Source organism: Mycobacterium riyadhense (assembly GCF_963853645.1).
In the GTDB taxonomy this organism is placed as follows: Bacteria; Actinomycetota; Actinomycetes; order Mycobacteriales; family Mycobacteriaceae; genus Mycobacterium; species Mycobacterium riyadhense.
In genome coordinates this window covers 1,248,183-1,264,897 of sequence record NZ_OY970456.1, presented here as the reverse complement: position 1 = coordinate 1,264,897, position 16,715 = coordinate 1,248,183, and the positions used below count along the sequence as shown (strand labels likewise).

Annotated in this window: 11 protein-coding genes and 2 pseudogenes; 5 read left to right on the top strand and 8 right to left on the bottom strand. The window is 67.2% G+C overall.

What is annotated here, in order from left to right; genetic code table 11:
• Positions 1–244 precede the first annotated feature (244 nt).
• Both AADZ78_RS05765 and AADZ78_RS05760 read left to right on the top strand, forming a co-directional pair.
• Positions 245–2,833 carry an FHA domain-containing protein gene (locus tag AADZ78_RS05765; RefSeq protein ID WP_085252933.1) on the top strand — a complete coding sequence of 863 codons (2,589 nt, stop codon included), beginning with the start codon at positions 245–247 and terminating at the stop codon, positions 2,831–2,833.
• A 24-nt stretch (positions 2,834–2,857) separates the two neighbouring features.
• On the top strand, positions 2,858–3,196 hold the full coding sequence (locus AADZ78_RS05760; protein ID WP_085252932.1) for an FHA domain-containing protein: 339 nt from the start codon (positions 2,858–2,860) through the stop codon (positions 3,194–3,196).
• Between the two features lie 76 nt (positions 3,197–3,272).
• Here AADZ78_RS05760 and AADZ78_RS05755 read toward each other — a convergent pair whose 3' ends face one another.
• From AADZ78_RS05755 to AADZ78_RS05735, 5 genes and pseudogenes are all read right to left on the bottom strand, one after another.
• Positions 3,273–3,821: a pentapeptide repeat-containing protein gene (locus AADZ78_RS05755; RefSeq protein ID WP_085252931.1), complete on the bottom strand. Its 549-nt coding sequence runs from the start codon at positions 3,819–3,821 to the stop codon at positions 3,273–3,275.
• A gap of 5 nt (positions 3,822–3,826) precedes the next feature.
• Positions 3,827–4,435, bottom strand: coding sequence for a GTP-binding protein (locus AADZ78_RS05750; protein WP_085252930.1), 609 nt, complete (start codon positions 4,433–4,435; stop codon positions 3,827–3,829).
• Positions 4,416–4,787: a DUF742 domain-containing protein gene (locus AADZ78_RS05745; RefSeq protein ID WP_239655374.1), complete on the bottom strand. Its 372-nt coding sequence runs from the start codon at positions 4,785–4,787 to the stop codon at positions 4,416–4,418. Before AADZ78_RS05745 ends, AADZ78_RS05750 begins: the two co-directional genes overlap by 20 nt.
• On the bottom strand, positions 4,765–5,157 hold the full coding sequence (locus AADZ78_RS05740; protein WP_085252928.1) for a serine protease inhibitor: 393 nt from the start codon (positions 5,155–5,157) through the stop codon (positions 4,765–4,767). Before AADZ78_RS05740 ends, AADZ78_RS05745 begins: the two co-directional genes overlap by 23 nt.
• Positions 5,157–7,841, bottom strand: a pseudogene (locus AADZ78_RS05735) (ATP-binding protein); the annotation flags it as partial. The pseudogene AADZ78_RS05735 and the gene AADZ78_RS05740, both read right to left, overlap by 1 nt.
• Before the next feature lie 250 nt (positions 7,842–8,091).
• Between AADZ78_RS05735 and AADZ78_RS05730 the strand changes: the two are divergent.
• Entirely contained in the window at positions 8,092–8,556 is a 465-nt protein-coding gene (locus tag AADZ78_RS05730) for a tRNA (cytidine(34)-2'-O)-methyltransferase (protein ID WP_085252926.1), read from the top strand.
• Positions 8,557–8,647: 91 nt separating this feature from the next.
• On the opposite strand, the gene AADZ78_RS28930 is transcribed toward AADZ78_RS05730, so the two are convergent.
• Positions 8,648–9,148 carry a hypothetical protein gene (locus AADZ78_RS28930; RefSeq protein ID WP_353955286.1) on the bottom strand — a complete coding sequence of 167 codons (501 nt, stop codon included), beginning with the start codon at positions 9,146–9,148 and terminating at the stop codon, positions 8,648–8,650.
• Positions 9,149–9,295: 147 nt separating this feature from the next.
• Between AADZ78_RS28930 and AADZ78_RS05725 the strand changes: the two are divergent.
• Positions 9,296–11,069, top strand: a pseudogene (locus tag AADZ78_RS05725) (PE family protein).
• Here the strand turns inward: AADZ78_RS05725 and AADZ78_RS05720 are convergent.
• A complete protein-coding gene (locus AADZ78_RS05720; RefSeq protein ID WP_085252925.1) occupies positions 11,070–11,714 on the bottom strand; it encodes a nitroreductase family protein in 645 nt (214 codons plus the stop codon).
• A gap of 191 nt (positions 11,715–11,905) precedes the next feature.
• The gene (locus AADZ78_RS05715) at positions 11,906–15,196 is read right to left on the bottom strand and encodes an error-prone DNA polymerase (protein WP_085252924.1); all 3,291 of its coding nucleotides are present in this window, start codon (positions 15,194–15,196) and stop codon (positions 11,906–11,908) included.
• Between the two features lie 190 nt (positions 15,197–15,386).
• Here AADZ78_RS05715 and AADZ78_RS05710 point away from each other — a divergent pair, with 190 nt between their 5' ends.
• Complete coding sequence (locus AADZ78_RS05710) at positions 15,387–16,676, top strand: wax ester/triacylglycerol synthase domain-containing protein (RefSeq protein ID WP_085252923.1); 1,290 nt, start codon at positions 15,387–15,389, stop codon at positions 16,674–16,676.
• The last annotated feature ends 39 nt before the right edge of the window (positions 16,677–16,715 follow it).

Genomic DNA, 16,715 nt, shown 5'->3' with positions numbered 1-16,715 from the left:
CGTTCTCGCGGGCAAGATCCCCTGGTGACAGATCCCGTGCATCCCAAAGGATGCCTGCGGGCAGCGCCAGGCGTCTAACATTTTTTGGCTTAGGTGCCATAACCAGAAATTATCGAGGCAGGTCACGGGGAGGTCCCGGTCCATAACCGGCCGATATACCTAAGGGACCGGTGCGAATCACCAATTGTCGCGCCGGCGGACACAACATCCCGGCGTAACCCCAGCCTTAGATACAGTTAACTCGATGCCCCCACCAGCACCACCAGCGCTGACCGTTCGCTACGACGGGTCGGAACGCACCTTCGCGGCGGGCCACGACGTGGTGGTTGGACGCGATCTGCGCGCCGATATGCGCGTCACGCATCCACTGATCTCGCGTGCCCATCTTTTGCTGCGCTTCGATCAGGGCCGGTGGCTGGCGATCGACAACAATTCACTGAACGGGACGTATGCCAACGGTCGCCGCGTCCCGGTGGTCGAGATCTACGACGGCCAGAGCATCAACATCGGAAATCCCGACGGGCCGCTGCTGAGATTTGAGGTCGGGCGGCACGTGGGGATGGCCGGGCGCCCACCGCAAACCAACTCGATGCCCATCGTCGCGACCCAGGCGGGCTGGCACCCGGCGCAGCCGGCACCGCCGCCATCGGGACACCACCCAACCTGGGCCCCGCCAGCCCCGGCACGGACGTCTCCGCCGCCACCCCCGCTGGGTGCACCCGGCCAACCCATATATCCGAGCAGCTCGGCGCCCTGGCAACCCGGGCATCCGCCCGGCCCGGCGGCCCCGCCGTCGAATGTCGCCGCGCCACCCGGGCCGCCCGGCCAGATGCGGCCCCACATCACCAAGCCGCCCGAGGTCGCGAACCTGGCGACGAAGGTGTTCCAGGCCCTGCGGCCGCGGGCCGGGGCGCCCGAAAGGCCCGTCGACTCCATCACGATCGGCCGCGCCACCGACAACGACATCGTCATCCAGGACGTCCTGGCATCACGTCACCACGCGTTCTTGACCCAGACACCGCTGGGCCCGGAGATCCGCGACGCCCACAGCGTGAACGGGACCTTCGTCAATGGGGTCCGGGTCGGGTCCGCGATCTTGAGCGACGGCGACGTGGTCACCATCGGCAACGTCGACCTGGTCTTCACCCGCGACACCCTGATACGCCGCACCGAGGCCGCGACGCGCACCGGCGGCCTCGAGGTCAAAGGTGTCTGCTTCAGCGTCGACGGAAAGCAACTGCTCGACCACATCTCGCTCACCGCCAGGCCCGGCACGCTGACCGCCATCATTGGCGGATCCGGCGCGGGTAAGACAACGCTGTCCAGGTTGGTCGCCGGATATACCAGCCCCACGTCCGGCATGGTGACCTTCGAGGGCCACAACATCCACGCCGAGTACGCGTCCATGCGCAGCAGGATCGGCATGGTCCCTCAGGACGACGTCGTGCACCGCCAGCTGACCGTCAACCAGGCGCTCGGCTACGCCGCCGAGTTGCGGCTTCCGCCGGACACCAGCAAAGGCGACCGGGCCCAGGCGGTTGCCCAGGTGCTCGAGGAACTCGAGCTGACCAAGCACGCCGACACCCGCGTCGACAAGCTGTCCGGTGGACAGCGCAAGCGCGCCTCGGTGGCGCTCGAACTGCTTACCGGGCCGTCACTGTTGATCCTCGACGAGCCGACCACGGGGCTGGATCCAGCGCTGGACCGTCAGGTGATGATGATGTTGCGTCAACTGGCTGACGCCGGCCGCGTGGTGCTGGTCGTCACGCACTCGGTGTCCTACCTCGATGTGTGCGATCAGCTGCTGTTGATCGCACCCGGCGGCAAGACCGCGTTCCTAGGCCCACCCAGCCAGATCGGTGCCGCGATGGGCACCACCAACTGGGCCGACATCTTCGCCAACGTGGGAGCCGATCCCGACGAGGCCAACCGGCGCTTCCTTGCCGAAAACAAGCCGCCGCTCGCTCCGGCCGAAACCAGCCCAGCTGACCTGGGCGAACCGGTGCACACCAGTGTTTTCCGCCAGTTCTCCACCATCGCCCGTCGCCAGGTTCGGCTGGTGGTGTCCGACCGCGGGTACACGGTATTCCTGGCGGTTTTGCCGTTCTTGATCGGTGTCCTCGCCATGACGGTTCGCGGCGAGACCGGGTTTGGCGTTGCCGAGGCCATAAGTAGCAACCCGGACCAGCCGGGGCAGATCCTGGTGATGCTCAACGTCGGCGGCGTTTTCATGGGCTGCGCGCTCACGATTCGTGACCTGGTCGGCGAGCGTGCCATTTTCCGGCGCGAACAGGCCGTCGGCCTAGCGACGGGGGCCTATCTGGGCGCCAAGATCGTTGTATTCAGCGGGTTTGCGATCATCCAGGCCGCGATCGCGACGATCATCACGATCATTGGCTGGGGCTACCCTCCCACCGACGCTGTGATGTTGGGCAGTGTCGGCTTCGAACTGTTCGTGACGATCGCCGCGACGTGTGTGGCGTCGGCAATTCTCGGCTTGGCCCTGTCGGCGCTGGCCCACTCGCAAGACCAGATCATGCCGATGCTGGTGTTGGCGATCATGTCGCAGCTGGTGTTCTCGGGCGGGATGATCTGGGTGACCGACCGGTTCTTGCTCGACCAGCTGTCGTGGGCAACGCCGGCGCGCTGGGGCTACGCGGCATCGTGTTCGACGGTCGACATCGAGAAGCTGGTACCGGGTCCGGTCAAGCCGAAGGACCAGCATTGGGTGCACAAGCCGAGCGCTTGGCTGTTCGACATGGCAATGCTCGGGGTGTTGTGCGTCGTCTACAGCGGCATCGTTTGGTGGAAGATCCGGCTGAGGCGGCGCTAGTGCACACGCGACTAATGTGGGGTGATGACCCCAGCTCGGCGGCCCGTGCTGACAGTTCGGTCTGAGCGGTCACAGGGCAGCTTCGCGGCGGGCTCGGATGTGACGGTCGGGAGTGATCTTCACGCCGACCTGCGCGTCGCGCACCCCTTGATTGACCGCGTGCACCTGCTGCTGCGGTTCGAGCAGGCGGGCTGGATCGCAATCGACAACGGTTCTTCGAACGGGATCTTCGTCGACGGCCGCCGGGTGCCGCGGGTTGACATCCACGACGGGCTGGTCATCAACCTCGGACGGCCTGACGGGCCGCACGTCACCTTCGAGGTGGCACATCACCAGGGCATCGTCGGCCTGCTACCGCGCTGACCGGGTGGGGCGAGCAGACGCAAAAGCCCCCATTTTCCCTGGAAAATGGGGGCTTTTGCGTCTGCTCGGCCCAGCGCTACGCGTCCAGACGAAGCCCGTGCGCCAGCGCAAAGGCCAGGGCTTGCGGCACGTCGACGCGCGCGCCCGTCAGCGACGCGGTTGTCCACAACGACGGGTCCATGGTCGCGCCCCGCAGGTCGGCTTGGTCCAACCGGGCGCCGGTGGTCCGCGCACCGCGCAGGTCGGCGCCGCGCAGCACGCACGTGCGCAGGTCGGTCTCTACCAGGCTGGTTTCACGCAGCCGGCAGCCGCTCAGGTCGACACCGCGCAGGTCGTTGCCGCCGAGCACGGCCAGCGTGAAATCCACCTCGTCGAACGTCACCGGCCGCAGCCGGCACCGCTCGAACACCGAGCCCAGCATGCTGCATTGGGCAAATGTGCTGTGCCACAGCGTCGTTCGCTGGAAGGTGCAGTTTCTAAACGCCGATCCGCGGTGCTGCGACTCGGCCAGGTTGACGCCGCTGAAATCGCATTCGCTGAACACCACTCGCTGCGTGCAGAGCCGGCTCAGGTCCTCGTCGCGAAAATCCCGGCCGGTGAACTCGCGATCAGTCCATTCGTGCAACGCGGTCAGTTGGGACTCAGGCTGGCCAGCGCGTATTCACTCACCGCGATCAGCGCGTCGGTGGCCGACCTGCGATTGCGGGCATCGATGCTGAGCACCGGAACGTCGGCGGGCAGCGTCAGCGCCTTGCGCACTTCCTCAGCGGGATACCTTGGCGCGCCGTCGAATTCGTTAACCGCGATCAGGAACGGCAGGTTGCGGTGTTCGAAGAAGTCGACTGCGGCGAAGCTGTCCTGCAGGCGCCGGCAGTCGACGAGGATGATCGCCCCGATTGCACCGCGTACCAGGTCGTCCCACATGAACCAGAACCGGCGCTGGCCCGGGGTGCCGAACAGGTAGAGCACCAGATCGTCGGCCAGGGTGATGCGGCCGAAGTCCATCGCGACCGTGGTGGTCCGCTTGTCCGGGGTGGCCTCGAGCATGTCGACGCCCGTCGAGGCATCGGTGACCATCGCCTCGGTGCGTAGTGGCATGATTTCCGAGACGGCGCCGACGAAGGTGGTCTTGCCGACACCGAACCCGCCCGCGATGACGATTTTGGTGGAGGCATGGGCCGCGGTGGCGCGCGCCTCAGAATGCGGCTCGGAGTGCGGCTCAGAGTGCTTGGAGGCCACGCAGGGTCCTTCCTATGAGTTCGCGGCGCTCGTCGCGGCTGGAACGGTCGGTCAAGGTCCTGTGCACCCGAAGGTAGCCGGAGCTGACCAGATCGCCGACCAGGACGCGCGCAACGCCCACCGGCAAATCCAGCTGGGCCGCGATTTCGGCGACCGAGGGGCTGTTCACGCACCGCTGGATGATGCTGTCCCGCACATCGTTTGGCGGCCACTGGTTAGCCGGCCCCGACTGCAGTGCCTGGACCGGCGCTTCCAGCGGCAGGTCGACGTGGGTGTCGGTCCGTCCCGCGGTCAGCGTGTACGGGCGGACCAAGTTCGCCGGCTGGTCGCTAGCGCCGGGAAGACTGGACAACGCCGCCCACCCGTTCGACAAGAAGGGCCATCTCGTAACCGATCTGGCCGATATCGCAGCCGCTCACCGCCAACGTCGCCAGATTCGACCCGTCACCGACGCGCATCAGCAGCAAAAAGCCGTTCTGCATCTCGACCACCGACTGCAGCACCGGCCCACCCTCGAACAGCTGCGCGGCGCCGGAGGCCAGGCTGGCCAACCCGGAAGCCACCGCCGCCAACTGATCGGCGCGTTCGCGTGGAAGATGCTCGCTGGCCGCGACCGGCAGCCCGTCGACCGACACCAACAAGGCGTGCGCCACACCGGGCACCTCACGGGCGAACTTCGATACCAGCCAGTCCAGTGGGCTGTCCGACGACCGTGCGTTCATTGCCGATCGGGTTCCCCGGTTGTGGGCTGGGGGGCGCCGGGCACTAGTCGGGCGCCGGGTGTGCGCACCGGCAGGCCATGGTCGGTGCGGGCGTCCACGGGCTTGTCCTCGGCCTCGGCGGCCGCCGTCCACCCGCGGTCCCACACCGATTTCCAATCCAGATCGGCGATTTGGGCCAGCTCGTGCGGATCGCCCATCATCTCCGACAGCATGCGCTGGTAGATCACGTCGTCATCGGCGGGCCCCGACGGTTTGGGCGCGGGCTTGGCAGCCGGCGCGGACCGGGCAGGCGGCGCGGGCTTGGCAGCCGGCGCGGACCGGGCATGCGACGCGGGCTTGGCAGCCGGTGCGGACCGGGCATGCGACGCGGGCTTGGCAGACGGCGCGGGCTTGGCAGGGGCCGACGGGCGCCGCGCAAAAAACGCCGAGGTGTCCGTTGCCGCTTTGGCTGGCTTGTGCTCTTGCTGAAACCCGTCCTCCCACCACGGCGTTTTCAGCTCTCGCTTGGGTCGCTGCTGCGGCTCGACCGGCTGGTCGGGAACGTCGGTGATGCCGCTGGACCCCGGATTGCGGCGCGGCAACAACGTGACGGGTGGTCCAGAGGTTTGCGAGCCATTCTGGTCTGATGCGCGAGCGTGAGCGGCCGGTGCGCCCGCCGGCTGCGCGGGCTTGGCTTTGGGCGGCGAGATGATGAATACCCCGCCGCGGGGCTTGGGCGGCTGGCCTGCCTGGCCCGCCTGGCCTTCCTGGCCCGCCTGGCCTTCCTGGCCTTCGACGAGCACCGACAGCGGCAGGTAGACCTCGGCGGTGGTGCCGGTCCCCGATTCGCCGGCGGCCGGGCCGCGCAATCCCACCCGGAGGCCGTGGCGCGCGGCCAGCCGGCCGACCACGAAAAGACCCATGTGCCGGGCATTCTCCGGGCTGACCTCACCTCCGGACTGCAACCGCATATTGGCGATGCGTCGGTCGGCGTCGGTCATGCCCAACCCGGCGTCGGCGATCCGCAACAAAACACCACCTTCGCTGCCGCGGACAGCCGAAACCCGAACCGATGTGTCGGGCGGCGAGTAGCTCAGCGCGTTGTCGACCAATTCGGCAAGGAGATGGATGACCCCGCCGGCGGCGGCACCGATCACCGTGCAGTCGGCCACCCCACCGATCTGGACACGGCGATAGTCCTCGACCTCGGACACGGCGGCGCTGATCACGGTCGACAGCGGCACCGGCTCGCGCTGGTCGCGCGAAATCTGGGCACCCGCAAGCACCAGCAGGTTGGCACTATTGCGACGCAACCGGGCGGCCAGGTGGTCCAGCCGGAACAGGCTGTCGAGCCGCTCGGGATCCTCCTCGTTGCGTTCCAGCTGGTCGATGAGCTTGAGCTGCTGGTCGACCAGGGAACGGCTGCGCCGCGACATGGTTTCGAACATGTCGTTGATCAGGAGCCGCAACCGCGCCTCGTCACCAGCGAGCAGCAGGGCCTGGGTGTGCAACTCGTCGACCGCATGGGCGACCTGGCCGATTTCCTCGGTGGTGTAGACCGCCAACGGCTCGGGGACCGGCTCGGCGCCGGCCCTTACCTGGGCGATCTCACCGTCGAGATCGGTGTGGGCGACTTTCAGCGCGCCGTCGCGCAATACCCGCAGCGGCCCGACGAGCGCGCGCGCCACCAACAGCACGATGACCAGCGCGACCGCGATGGCGGTCAAAGCCAGCACGGCGTCGCGGATGGCGGCGTCGCGCCGCGCGGTGGCCTGGCTCTGCACCGACTTCGTCACCGACGTGGTGGCGTCGTTGATGATCTGTTCGGCGATGTCTTTAGTGATCCCGATCGAGCGCAGCAGCTCGGGGTTGTCGACGAGCGAGCTGGCCGGGTCCGACATGATCGCCATCCGCGCAACCATTTGCTGCTGCAGGTTCTTGGCATCCGGCGAGCCGACACCGAGCACCTCGCTCATTCCGAACAGCGTCGACGGTTCGGTGCCGGCCAGGGTGATCATCGAGGTACGCAACTGCGGCTCGGGAAGATCGGCGCCGCGCGTTACCAGAATCTCCTGCAACGTCATCTGCCCGCGGGCACCGACGGCCCGGCTCAGGCCCTGGACCTGGGCCCGGATCTGCTCGCTGTCGACGCGCACCGACGCGTTGATCGCCTCCTCGGCCGTCAACAACAGCGGCGCGTAGGTAGTCACCCGATCGCGCAGCCCGATGCTGTTGGCCAGCACCTTGTCCAGTAGCGCCTGCCCGCCATTGAGTAACGTGTTGACGCCCGACCGCACATCGGGGATCACGTCGGTGTTGGCCAGCCGCGTCTGTAGCTCATACTTGCGGGCCGCGAAGTTCTTCTTTGCCCCCTCTACGTCGTGTCCGGTGGAGCTGGCCAGCAACGCGACGTCCAGCGCCGACATGTATTTGGTGATCGCCGGTATCACGTCGGCACGGGCCGCGACCAGCCGCAGCTCACCGGAGCTGGCCCACGCGCCCTCGACACGCAGCGTTCCGAAAGCCGTCGCCAGGATCAGCGGCACCAGCGCAATCGCAAAGACCTTCCACCGCACCGGCCAATTGCGCAGCGACCAGGCCGGCGGCCGTTTCTGACGTTTTGGCGCCGGTTGGGGTGCTTGGACAGCCGGCATGCCGGGGGGAACCGCCGCGACCGGGCTGGTCGGGCGGGCGAACATGGTCATGGCATTGCGGCCGTACTACCGGCCGCACCCATTTGCAGCGCTCGAACAAACGAGAGGCTCATGAAACTTCCTGCAATATTCCGCCAAATCCAGGGGCGCACGAACGGTAAACGCCTGGCAATCCGACGAGTATGACAGGCCCCCCTGAGGTTAAGCCAAGGTCTCCACAATTGTTACCGAGCAGAGCGGACCCGCCAAGGCCGGACGGACGCCGACAACCAAGTCGGGCAAACTTTGTCATGATCAGCAGGTGTTCCGGCTGCTGTTCTACTCCCCCCGCATCGCCCCCAACACGGGCAACGCCATCCGGACCGCGGCCGCGACCGGCTGCGAACTGCATCTGGTGGAGCCGCTGGGTTTCGATTTGTCCGAACCCAAGCTGCGGCGGGCCGGCCTGGACTATCACGACCTGGCCTCGGTCACCGTTCACGCGTCGCTCGATGACGCATGGAATGCGCTGCTGCCGGCGCGGGTGTTCGCGTTCAGCACGCATGCGACCACCATGTTCACCGACATCGGCTACCGGGCCGGCGACGTGTTGATGTTCGGACCGGAACCCACGGGGCTGGACGCGGCGACCCTGGCCGACGATCACATCACGGGTCAGGTGCGCATTCCGATGCTGGCGGGTCGGCGCTCACTGAATCTAGCCAATGCCGCCGCCGTGGCCGTCTACGAGGCCTGGCGGCAGCATGGCTATTCGGGCGCGGTTTAGGCCAGGTTCCGGCCTCGTGGAGCGGTGCCGGAAGCAGGCTCAGCGTCAAAGCCGTCGGCGAGCCTGCTTCCGCAGCACCGCAATTCAATTGCTAAATGATGGTGTCAACCTCATAGACGGGGTAGGTATACACGGTTTCCACCTCTTGGAACAAGACCTCGTGGTTCACGGGAATCTCCTCTTCGACAACTGGGCATCTGCACCAGAACACTGGTCGTACGTCAGGTTGCCTGACACGACGCGGCAACGCTGTCCACCAACTGGGCAACCCCGGAGGACATTTCGGTAGTACGAATGGGGGACAGAGGCCCCGCTTTTTTGCCCCGGCGTCGAGTGCCGGCGATGACGACGCCCAGACCACGTAACCATCCGGCCGTACCAGCACTGCGGTAGCCGGCAGGTCACTGAGCGGGCGTCCTACCGCGACGGTGACGCGGTCTGCGATATCGGTTGCCGCGGCGGCCAACACCCCTGCTCGGTGAGCTCGATAAGTAATGGTCTGCCATCGCGAGCAAGCTCCGCGATGCGTCTGGTACCGCTCGCGTTCGCCACCGCAGGATCTGTTACCCAGCGCCGACGAGAGAATGCTCATCGGGGCTGCGTGCGGCGCCTCGCCGCAGCTGCGCGGCGAAGGGGTTGCCGTCAATGAATCTGCCGCAAACCCCAGATCTGTTGGCCCACATTGCGATAGCGTCCGAGTGTTGGGTCTCGCGAGGCATGTGCTGACAGGTGAGTTGTGATGTCGTTTGTGGTGGCAGTCCCGGAGGCGCTGGCGGCGGCCGCGTCGGACCTGTTGAACATCGGTTCTGTGCTAAGTGCCGCGAATGCGGCGGCGGCCTCCCGCACCACGGGGCTAGCTGGCCGCCGGTGCCGATGAGGTCTCGGCTGCCTTGGCGTCGCTGTTTTCCGGTCACGCGGTGAGCTATCAGCAGGTGGCCGCGCAGGCGACGGCGTTCCACGATCAGTTTGTTCAGGCGTTGACCGGCGCTGGCGGCTCGTATGCCCTCGCCGAGGCCGCCAACGTCCAGCAGAATCTGCTGAATGCGATCAACGCGCCCACCCAGACGCTGCTCGGTCGCCCGCTGATCGGCGACGGTGCGGCGGGCACCGCAACCAACCCCAACGGGCAAGATGGCGGTCTGCTGTTCGGCAATGGGGGCGCCGGCTACAACAGCAGCGCCACCCCCGCAATGGCCGGCGGCAACGGCGGCAACGCCGGATTGATCGGCAACGGCGGAGCTGGTGGAGCCGGCGGAGCCGTTGCCGCCGGTGGTGCCGGCGGCAACGGCGGCTGGTTGTACGGCAGCGGCGGAAACGGCGGCATCGGCGGGAACGCCATCATCGCGGGCGGTGCCGGCGGCAACGGGGGCGCTGGCGGCGCCGCCGGGTTGTGGGGCAACGGGGGCAGCGGCGGCCAAGGCGGCAACGGCCTGACCGGCAGCGACGGCGTCAACCCCACCCCCGTCACAAACCCCGCGCTCAACGGCGCCGCCGGCGACAGCAACATACTTTCCCAGAACGGAACCAGTGTCACAGGAGAGAACGGCGGCGACGGCACGGCAGGGGGGATCGGTGTCAATGGCGGCACAGGCGGCCCTGGCGGCGACGCCAATCTCAACGCGAACAACACGTCGATTGCCCAGGCAGGTAACGGCGGACACGGCGCCACCGGCGGTGATGGCGCTGCCAACGGCGGCGCGGGCGGCACCGGCGGGCGGGCCGCATCCTCCGGCGCCTCCTTCGGCGGTGACGGCGGTACCGGCGGTGCTGGCGGTACCGGCGCGAACGGCCAGGCCGGCGGTGCTGGCGGCGCCGGCGGTGCCGGCGGTCGCGGCGGGTGGCTGGTCGGCAGCGGCGGCAACGGCGGCAACGGCGGCAACGGCGCCGCCGGCGGAAACGGCGACATCGGCGGTAACGGGGGTGCCGGTGGCTTCACCACCGCCAACCAGAATGGTAACAACGCCGCAGGCACCCAGGCATTCGGAGGCGATGGCGGCAACGCCGGCAACGGTGGTAGCGGCGGTACCGGCGGGCACGGAGGCGCGGGCGGCTCCGGCGGTGCGGGCGGCGCCGGCGGTTGGCTGATCGGTACAGGCGGCAACGGCGGCAACGGTGGCATCGGAGGCGTGGGTGGTGTGGGCGGCGGAGGTGGCGTGGGCGACGACGGCGCCGTCGGCGGCAACGCATTTAGCCCGATTCTCGGGGCCCACGGCGGTGACGGCGGCGCTGGTGGTGACGCTGGTTATGGGGGAACTGGCGGCGACGGGGGTGACGGGGGGCAGGCCGGCACCGGCGGACGCGGCGGGTTGCTGGCCGGTCTGCAGGGCAACTCCGGCAATGGCGGCGGGGGCGGCACCGGCGGCGCCGGCGGCGCCCATGGCACCCCCGGCAGCGGACAAGCGGGCGGCATCGGCACCGGTGACTTTACCAGTACAAACGGCGAGCCCGGCGCCGACGGCCTCGGCGGCGACGCCTTCAATGGCACCCGCGGCAATGACGGCAACCCGGGCTAATTACCAGCTGTTCCAGTGCGTCAGGCTCTCGGCGGGCAGCCGCTTGGCTGGCCGGAAGTCGGTGCCTTTGGTATAGGCGATCGGAAACAGCCCGCCCTGGCTGTATTCGTCGTAGGGAATGCCGAGCACCTCGGCAACCTTGCGCTCGCCGTTGTCGAGCAGATGCAGCGTCGTCCAGCACGAGCCCAAGCCGCGGGACCGCAGCGCCAGGCAGAAGCTCCAGGCCGCCGGGAACAGCGACGCCCAGAACGACACACCACCCAACGGTGAGTTGTTTTCGCGGCCTCGCAGGCACGGGACCATCAGGACCGGCGCTTCGTGCATGTGCTCGGCGAGATAGGTGGCCGAGTCACGGATACGACCCATCCGCTCACCGCGGGTGTCGCCATCGGTGTATTTGGGTGCGGGCGAGCTGAGGTAGCCCCGGGCGTTGGCGAGATAGACGTCGCCGATCGCCTTCTTTTTGGCGGCATCCTCGACGAAAACCCATTGCCAGCCTTGCGCGTTGGACCCGGTGGGCGCCTGCAGCGCCAGATCGAGGCATTCCATCAGCACCTCGCGCGGCACCGGCTTGTCGAAGTCCAGGCGTTTGCGAACCGAGCGGGTGGTGCGCAGGACTTCGTCGACGGACAGATTGAGGGTCATGTCGGGGAGGTTACCTTCGGCCGCTACCCCCTGCGCCGAGCGTGCGTGTCTGTACACGCCACGCCGTGGATAGCCGGCATTCTGCGCACGCTCGGCAACGGATCTGGTTAGGTGAGCGTGCGTGTTTGTACCCGGCACGCCGCTTGGTTTCAGGCGGTTGCTGGCATTTTGCGCACCTTCGTGCGGGGTGTTCAACGGAAGTCGCGCGACTTGGACCCCACCGTCAGGCTGATGCGTCCCATCCGCTCAGCCACGACGGTGACAGCGCCACTGGCGTTTTGGACCTGGCCGCGGATCAACAGCGCCGCCGCCGTGTTCGCCAGCTTGCGGTGCCGCGCCCACACCCCCGGCGTACACAGCACGTTGACCATCCCGGTCTCGTCCTCGAGGTTGATGAACGTCACCCCTTGCGCGGTCCCGGGTCGCTGCCGATGGGTCACCGCCCCGGCGATCAGCACCCGGTCGCCGTCGGGCACGCTAAGCAGCGCATCGGCGGGCAGCACCCCCATCGCATCCAGGTCCGCCCGCAGGAACTGCGTCGGATAACTGTCCGGGGAAATGCCGGTGGCCCACACGTCTGCGGCGGCCAACTCCAGTTCGCTCATGCCTGGCAACGCCGGGATGTGCGACGACGAGCCAACCCCGGGTAACCGGTCCGGGCGTTGGGTGGCCGCGGCCCCGGCCGCCCACAGCGCCTCCCGCCGCGACATGCCAAAGCAGCCCAGCGCTCCGGCCGTCGCCAGCGCTTCGGTCTGCGGCACGCTCAACTGCACCCGGGACGTCAGGTCCAGCAGAGAGGTAAACGGGCCGTTGGTCTTTCGTTCGTCGGCCAGCTTCTCGGCGAGATCCTGACCGATATGGCGGACGGCGGCCAGACCGAGGCGGACCTCCGTTCCGCTGTTCTCCAAAGTGGCGTGCGCCAGGCTGGCGTTGACGTCGGGTCCGCGCACCACCACGCCGTGCCGGCGCGCGTCGGCCACCAGCGACTGTGGCGAATAGAAACCCATCGGCTGGGCGCGCAGCAGCGCCGCGCAGAACGCCGCCGGGTGGTGCAGCTTGAACCACGACGAGTAGAACACCAACGAGGCGAAGGACAGCGCATGGCTCTCCGGGAAGCCGAAATTGGCGAACGCCTCCAGCTTTTCGTAGATCCGGTCGATCAGCTCGTCGTCGGCGCCGTGCAGCCTACGCATGCCGTCGTAGAACCGGCCGCGCAGCCGTCGCATCCGTTCGGCGGAGCGCTTGGACCCCATGGCGCGCCGCAGTTGGTCGGCCTCGGCGGCGGAGAAGCCCGCGCAGTCGACCGCCAGCTGCATCAGCTGTTCCTGAAACAGCGGCACTCCCAAGGTCTTTCGCAATGCCGGCGCCATAGAAGGGTGTTCGTAGACGACCGGGTCGAGGCCGTTGCGGCGCCGGATGTACGGGTGCACCGATCCGCCCTGGATGGGTCCGGGGCGGATCAGCGCGACCTCCACCACCAGGTCGTAGAACTCCCGCGGCTTAAGCCTGGGCAAGGTGGCCATCTGCGCTCGCGACTCCACCTGGAACACACCGACGGAATCGGCACGGGCCAGCATCTCGTACACCGCCGGCTCGGAGAGGTCGATGCGGGCCAAATCCACCTCGATGCCCTCGTGCTCGGCCACCAGGTCTATCGCATAGTGCAGCGCCGAGAGCATGCCCAGCCCCAGCAGGTCGAACTTCACCAAACCGATTGCCGCACAGTCGTCTTTGTCCCACTGCAGGACGCTGCGATTCTCCATGCGGGCCCACTCCACCGGGCACACGTCGGCAATCGGGCGGTCACAGATCACCATGCCGCCGGAATGAATACCCATATGCCGCGGCAGATTCCGGATCTGGGTGGCCAGGTCGATCACCTGTGGCGGAATGTCCTCTATGTCAGGAGAATCGGCGAGCCCGTCCCAGTGGCTGATCTGCTTGCTCCACGCATCCTGCTGACCCTGCGAGAAACCCAGGGCGCGGGCCATGTCGCGCACAGCGCTGCGCCCCCGATAGGTGATGACGTTGGCGACCTGGGCGGCGTAGTCGCGGCCGTATTTGTCGTAGACGTACTGGATAACCTTTTCCCGCTGATCCGACTCGATGTCGATGTCGATGTCGGGTGGCCCGTCGCGGGCCGGCGAGAGGAAGCGCTCGAACAACAGCTCGTTGGCCACCGGATCGACGGCGGTGACGCCGAGGGCATAACAAACCGCGGAGTTGGCCGCCGATCCCCTGCCCTGACACAGGATGTAGTTCTGGCGGCAAAATCGGGCGATGTCGTGCACCACTAGGAAATAGCCCGGAAACCTCAGTTTCGCAATGACTTTCAGCTCATGTTCGATTTGCGAGTACGCTTTCGATGCCCGCTCGGGCGGCCCGTAGCGGTCACCGGCGCCCGCCAGGACCAACTGGCGCAGCCAACTGTCCTCGGTGTGCCCGTCGGGTACGTCGAACGGCGGCAGCTGTGGCGCTATGAGCGCCAGCCCGAACGCGCACTGCTCGCCGAGCTCGGCGGCGGCGGTCACCGCCTCGGGTGACCAAGCGAACAGCCGGGCCATCTCCTCGCCCGAGCGCAGGTGTGAGCCGCCCAGCGGAGCCAGCCACCCGGCGGCAGAGTCCAGGGACTGCCGGGCCCGGATGGCACCCATCGCCATGGCCAGCCGGCGGCGTGCCGGATGGGCGAAATGCGCTCCGGTGGTGGCGACGACCCCGACACCAAAGCGCGGCGCCAGCTCGGCCAGCGCCCCGTTGTGTTCGTCGTCGAGCGGTTGACCATGATGGGTCAACTCGATGCTGACCCGGCCGGCGCCGAACCGGTCCACCAGATCGGCCAGCGCCCGCTGCGCCGCACCCGGACCTCCTTCGGAAAACGCCTGGCGCACATGGCCTTTCCGGCATCCCGTCAGAATGTGCCAGTGCCCACCGGCCGCCTCGGTCAGCGCGTCGAAGTCGTAACGCAGCTTGCCCTTCTCACCCCCGGCAAGATGCGCCGCGGCCAGTTGCCGCGACAACCGTCGGTAGCCTTCCGGACCCCGGGCCAGCACCAACAGGTGCGGGCCAGGTGGGTCCGGCTGCTCGGTGCGGGCCTCGGATTCCAGCGACAGCTCGGCGCCGAATACCGTGCGCACGTCAAGCTCCGCGGCCGCTTCGGCGAACCGCACTGCCCCGTACAGGCCGTTGTGGTCGGTCAGCGCTAGCGCTCGCAGATCCAGCCGGGCGGCCTCTTCGACCAGCTCCTCCGGCGTGCTGGCCCCGTCGAGAAAGCTGTATGCCGAATGCGCGTGCAGCTCGGCGTACGCGACGGACGAGTGGACCCGGCCCTCGTGCTCGGGAGGCTGATACGTCCCGCGCTTGCGCGACCATGGGCCCTCGTCTGGCACCGGCTCGGCTGCAACCGGTGCACCGGCATGGCGCGGCTTGCCGTCGAGAAGCCGCTCCATCTCCGCCCAGCTCGGCGGTCCGTTACCCCAGCCCATACCGCGCAGTCTATCGAAACTTTGTTCGATTGCCCGCTGCGCCCCTCGCGAGCACGGCCAGACGACCCCCACAGCGCTGTTAAACACATCTTCAAGTACTAAACACATTGTTTACTTTGCAGGTGTACCGTTTTCCCGGGCTGGGACGGATACTGGTACGCATTCAAAAAATTGACGGTGGGGACTTGTCATGGGACAACTGACGACTTTGGATGCTGGCCTCCTCGGCGCTCATGATCCGGATCGACACGCAAGCATGGCCATCAGCGCGGTCGCCATCATCAACGGCGCAGCCCCCGATATTGAAGATTTTGAAAGCCTTCTGGCGGAACGGATTAAATCCGTACCACGATATGCACAGACACTGCGGTTCGATCCAGCCCAACACATACAACGGGCGGCACTCCCCCGGCCAGGCGACGAAACCGAACTGTTCCGGGCTATCGCTCATGCACTGGAACGTCCGATCGACGTGGACCGCCCGCTGTGGGAGTGCTGGATCATCGAGGGCCTCAACGACAATCGATGGGCGATCTTGATGAAGATCCACCACAGTATGGCCAGCAGCATTTCGGCGGCCCAGCTCCTCACCCTGCTCTGCGACGATGTCGACACCGAAGCCCTCGCCAAACACCCCGCAGCTCAACATGTTCCACCGTCAAGCGGTGATACGGCCAGCTGGACCGAAGCTCTGTGGCGCACTCCCACAACCGTCTTCAAGGCGGCGGCGCAAGCCGTCACCTGGCCTTTGACATGGATATCGCCGACGAGTCCGGCCGTAACCAGGCGGCGATACCGCACTGTGCGAATTCCCCGCGCCGCCGTCGACGCGGTGAGTCGCAAGTTCGGTGTGACCGCCAATGATGTTGCGCTCGCTGCCATCACCGAGGGTTTCCGTACCGTTCTGCTGCGGCGCGGCGAACAACCACGCTCGGACTCACTGCGCACCATCTCGACAATGCTTCCCTATCTTCCCGTCGAACACGGCGATCCCGTCATGCAACTGCGGACGGTCCACAACCGGCTGAATCGCAATGACCAGCGCCAATTCGGTAATCTCTCGGAGTATCTTCCGTTTGCCTTGTGCGCCAAGGTGTTTCAGACACTGACTCGACTTCCGCAGCGCAGCGGGGTGGCGCTGGCGACCAACACTGCGGGGCCACGCCAGCGGTTGCGACTCATGGGCCAGCGGATGGACCAGTTGCTGCCGATCCCGCCGACCGCGTTGCAGCTGAGCACCGGGGTGGCGGTACTGAGCTACGGCGACGAACTGGTGTTCGGCCTCACCGCCGACTACAACGCCGCACTCGACCTAGAGCAGCTTGCTGCCGGGATCGAGCTGGGCATGGCGCGTCTGGTGGCACATGCCCAAGACTCCGTCCTGCTGTTTGCCAAGAATCGCCGCAGGCGTTCATCCCGTGCCGCGACCGGGGGCACGCAACGGCGGACGGTTGCACCGCCAGCGGGAGTTCGGCGCTGACCCCACACTCCCCGCGTCGACCACCATGAGAAGGTGGGG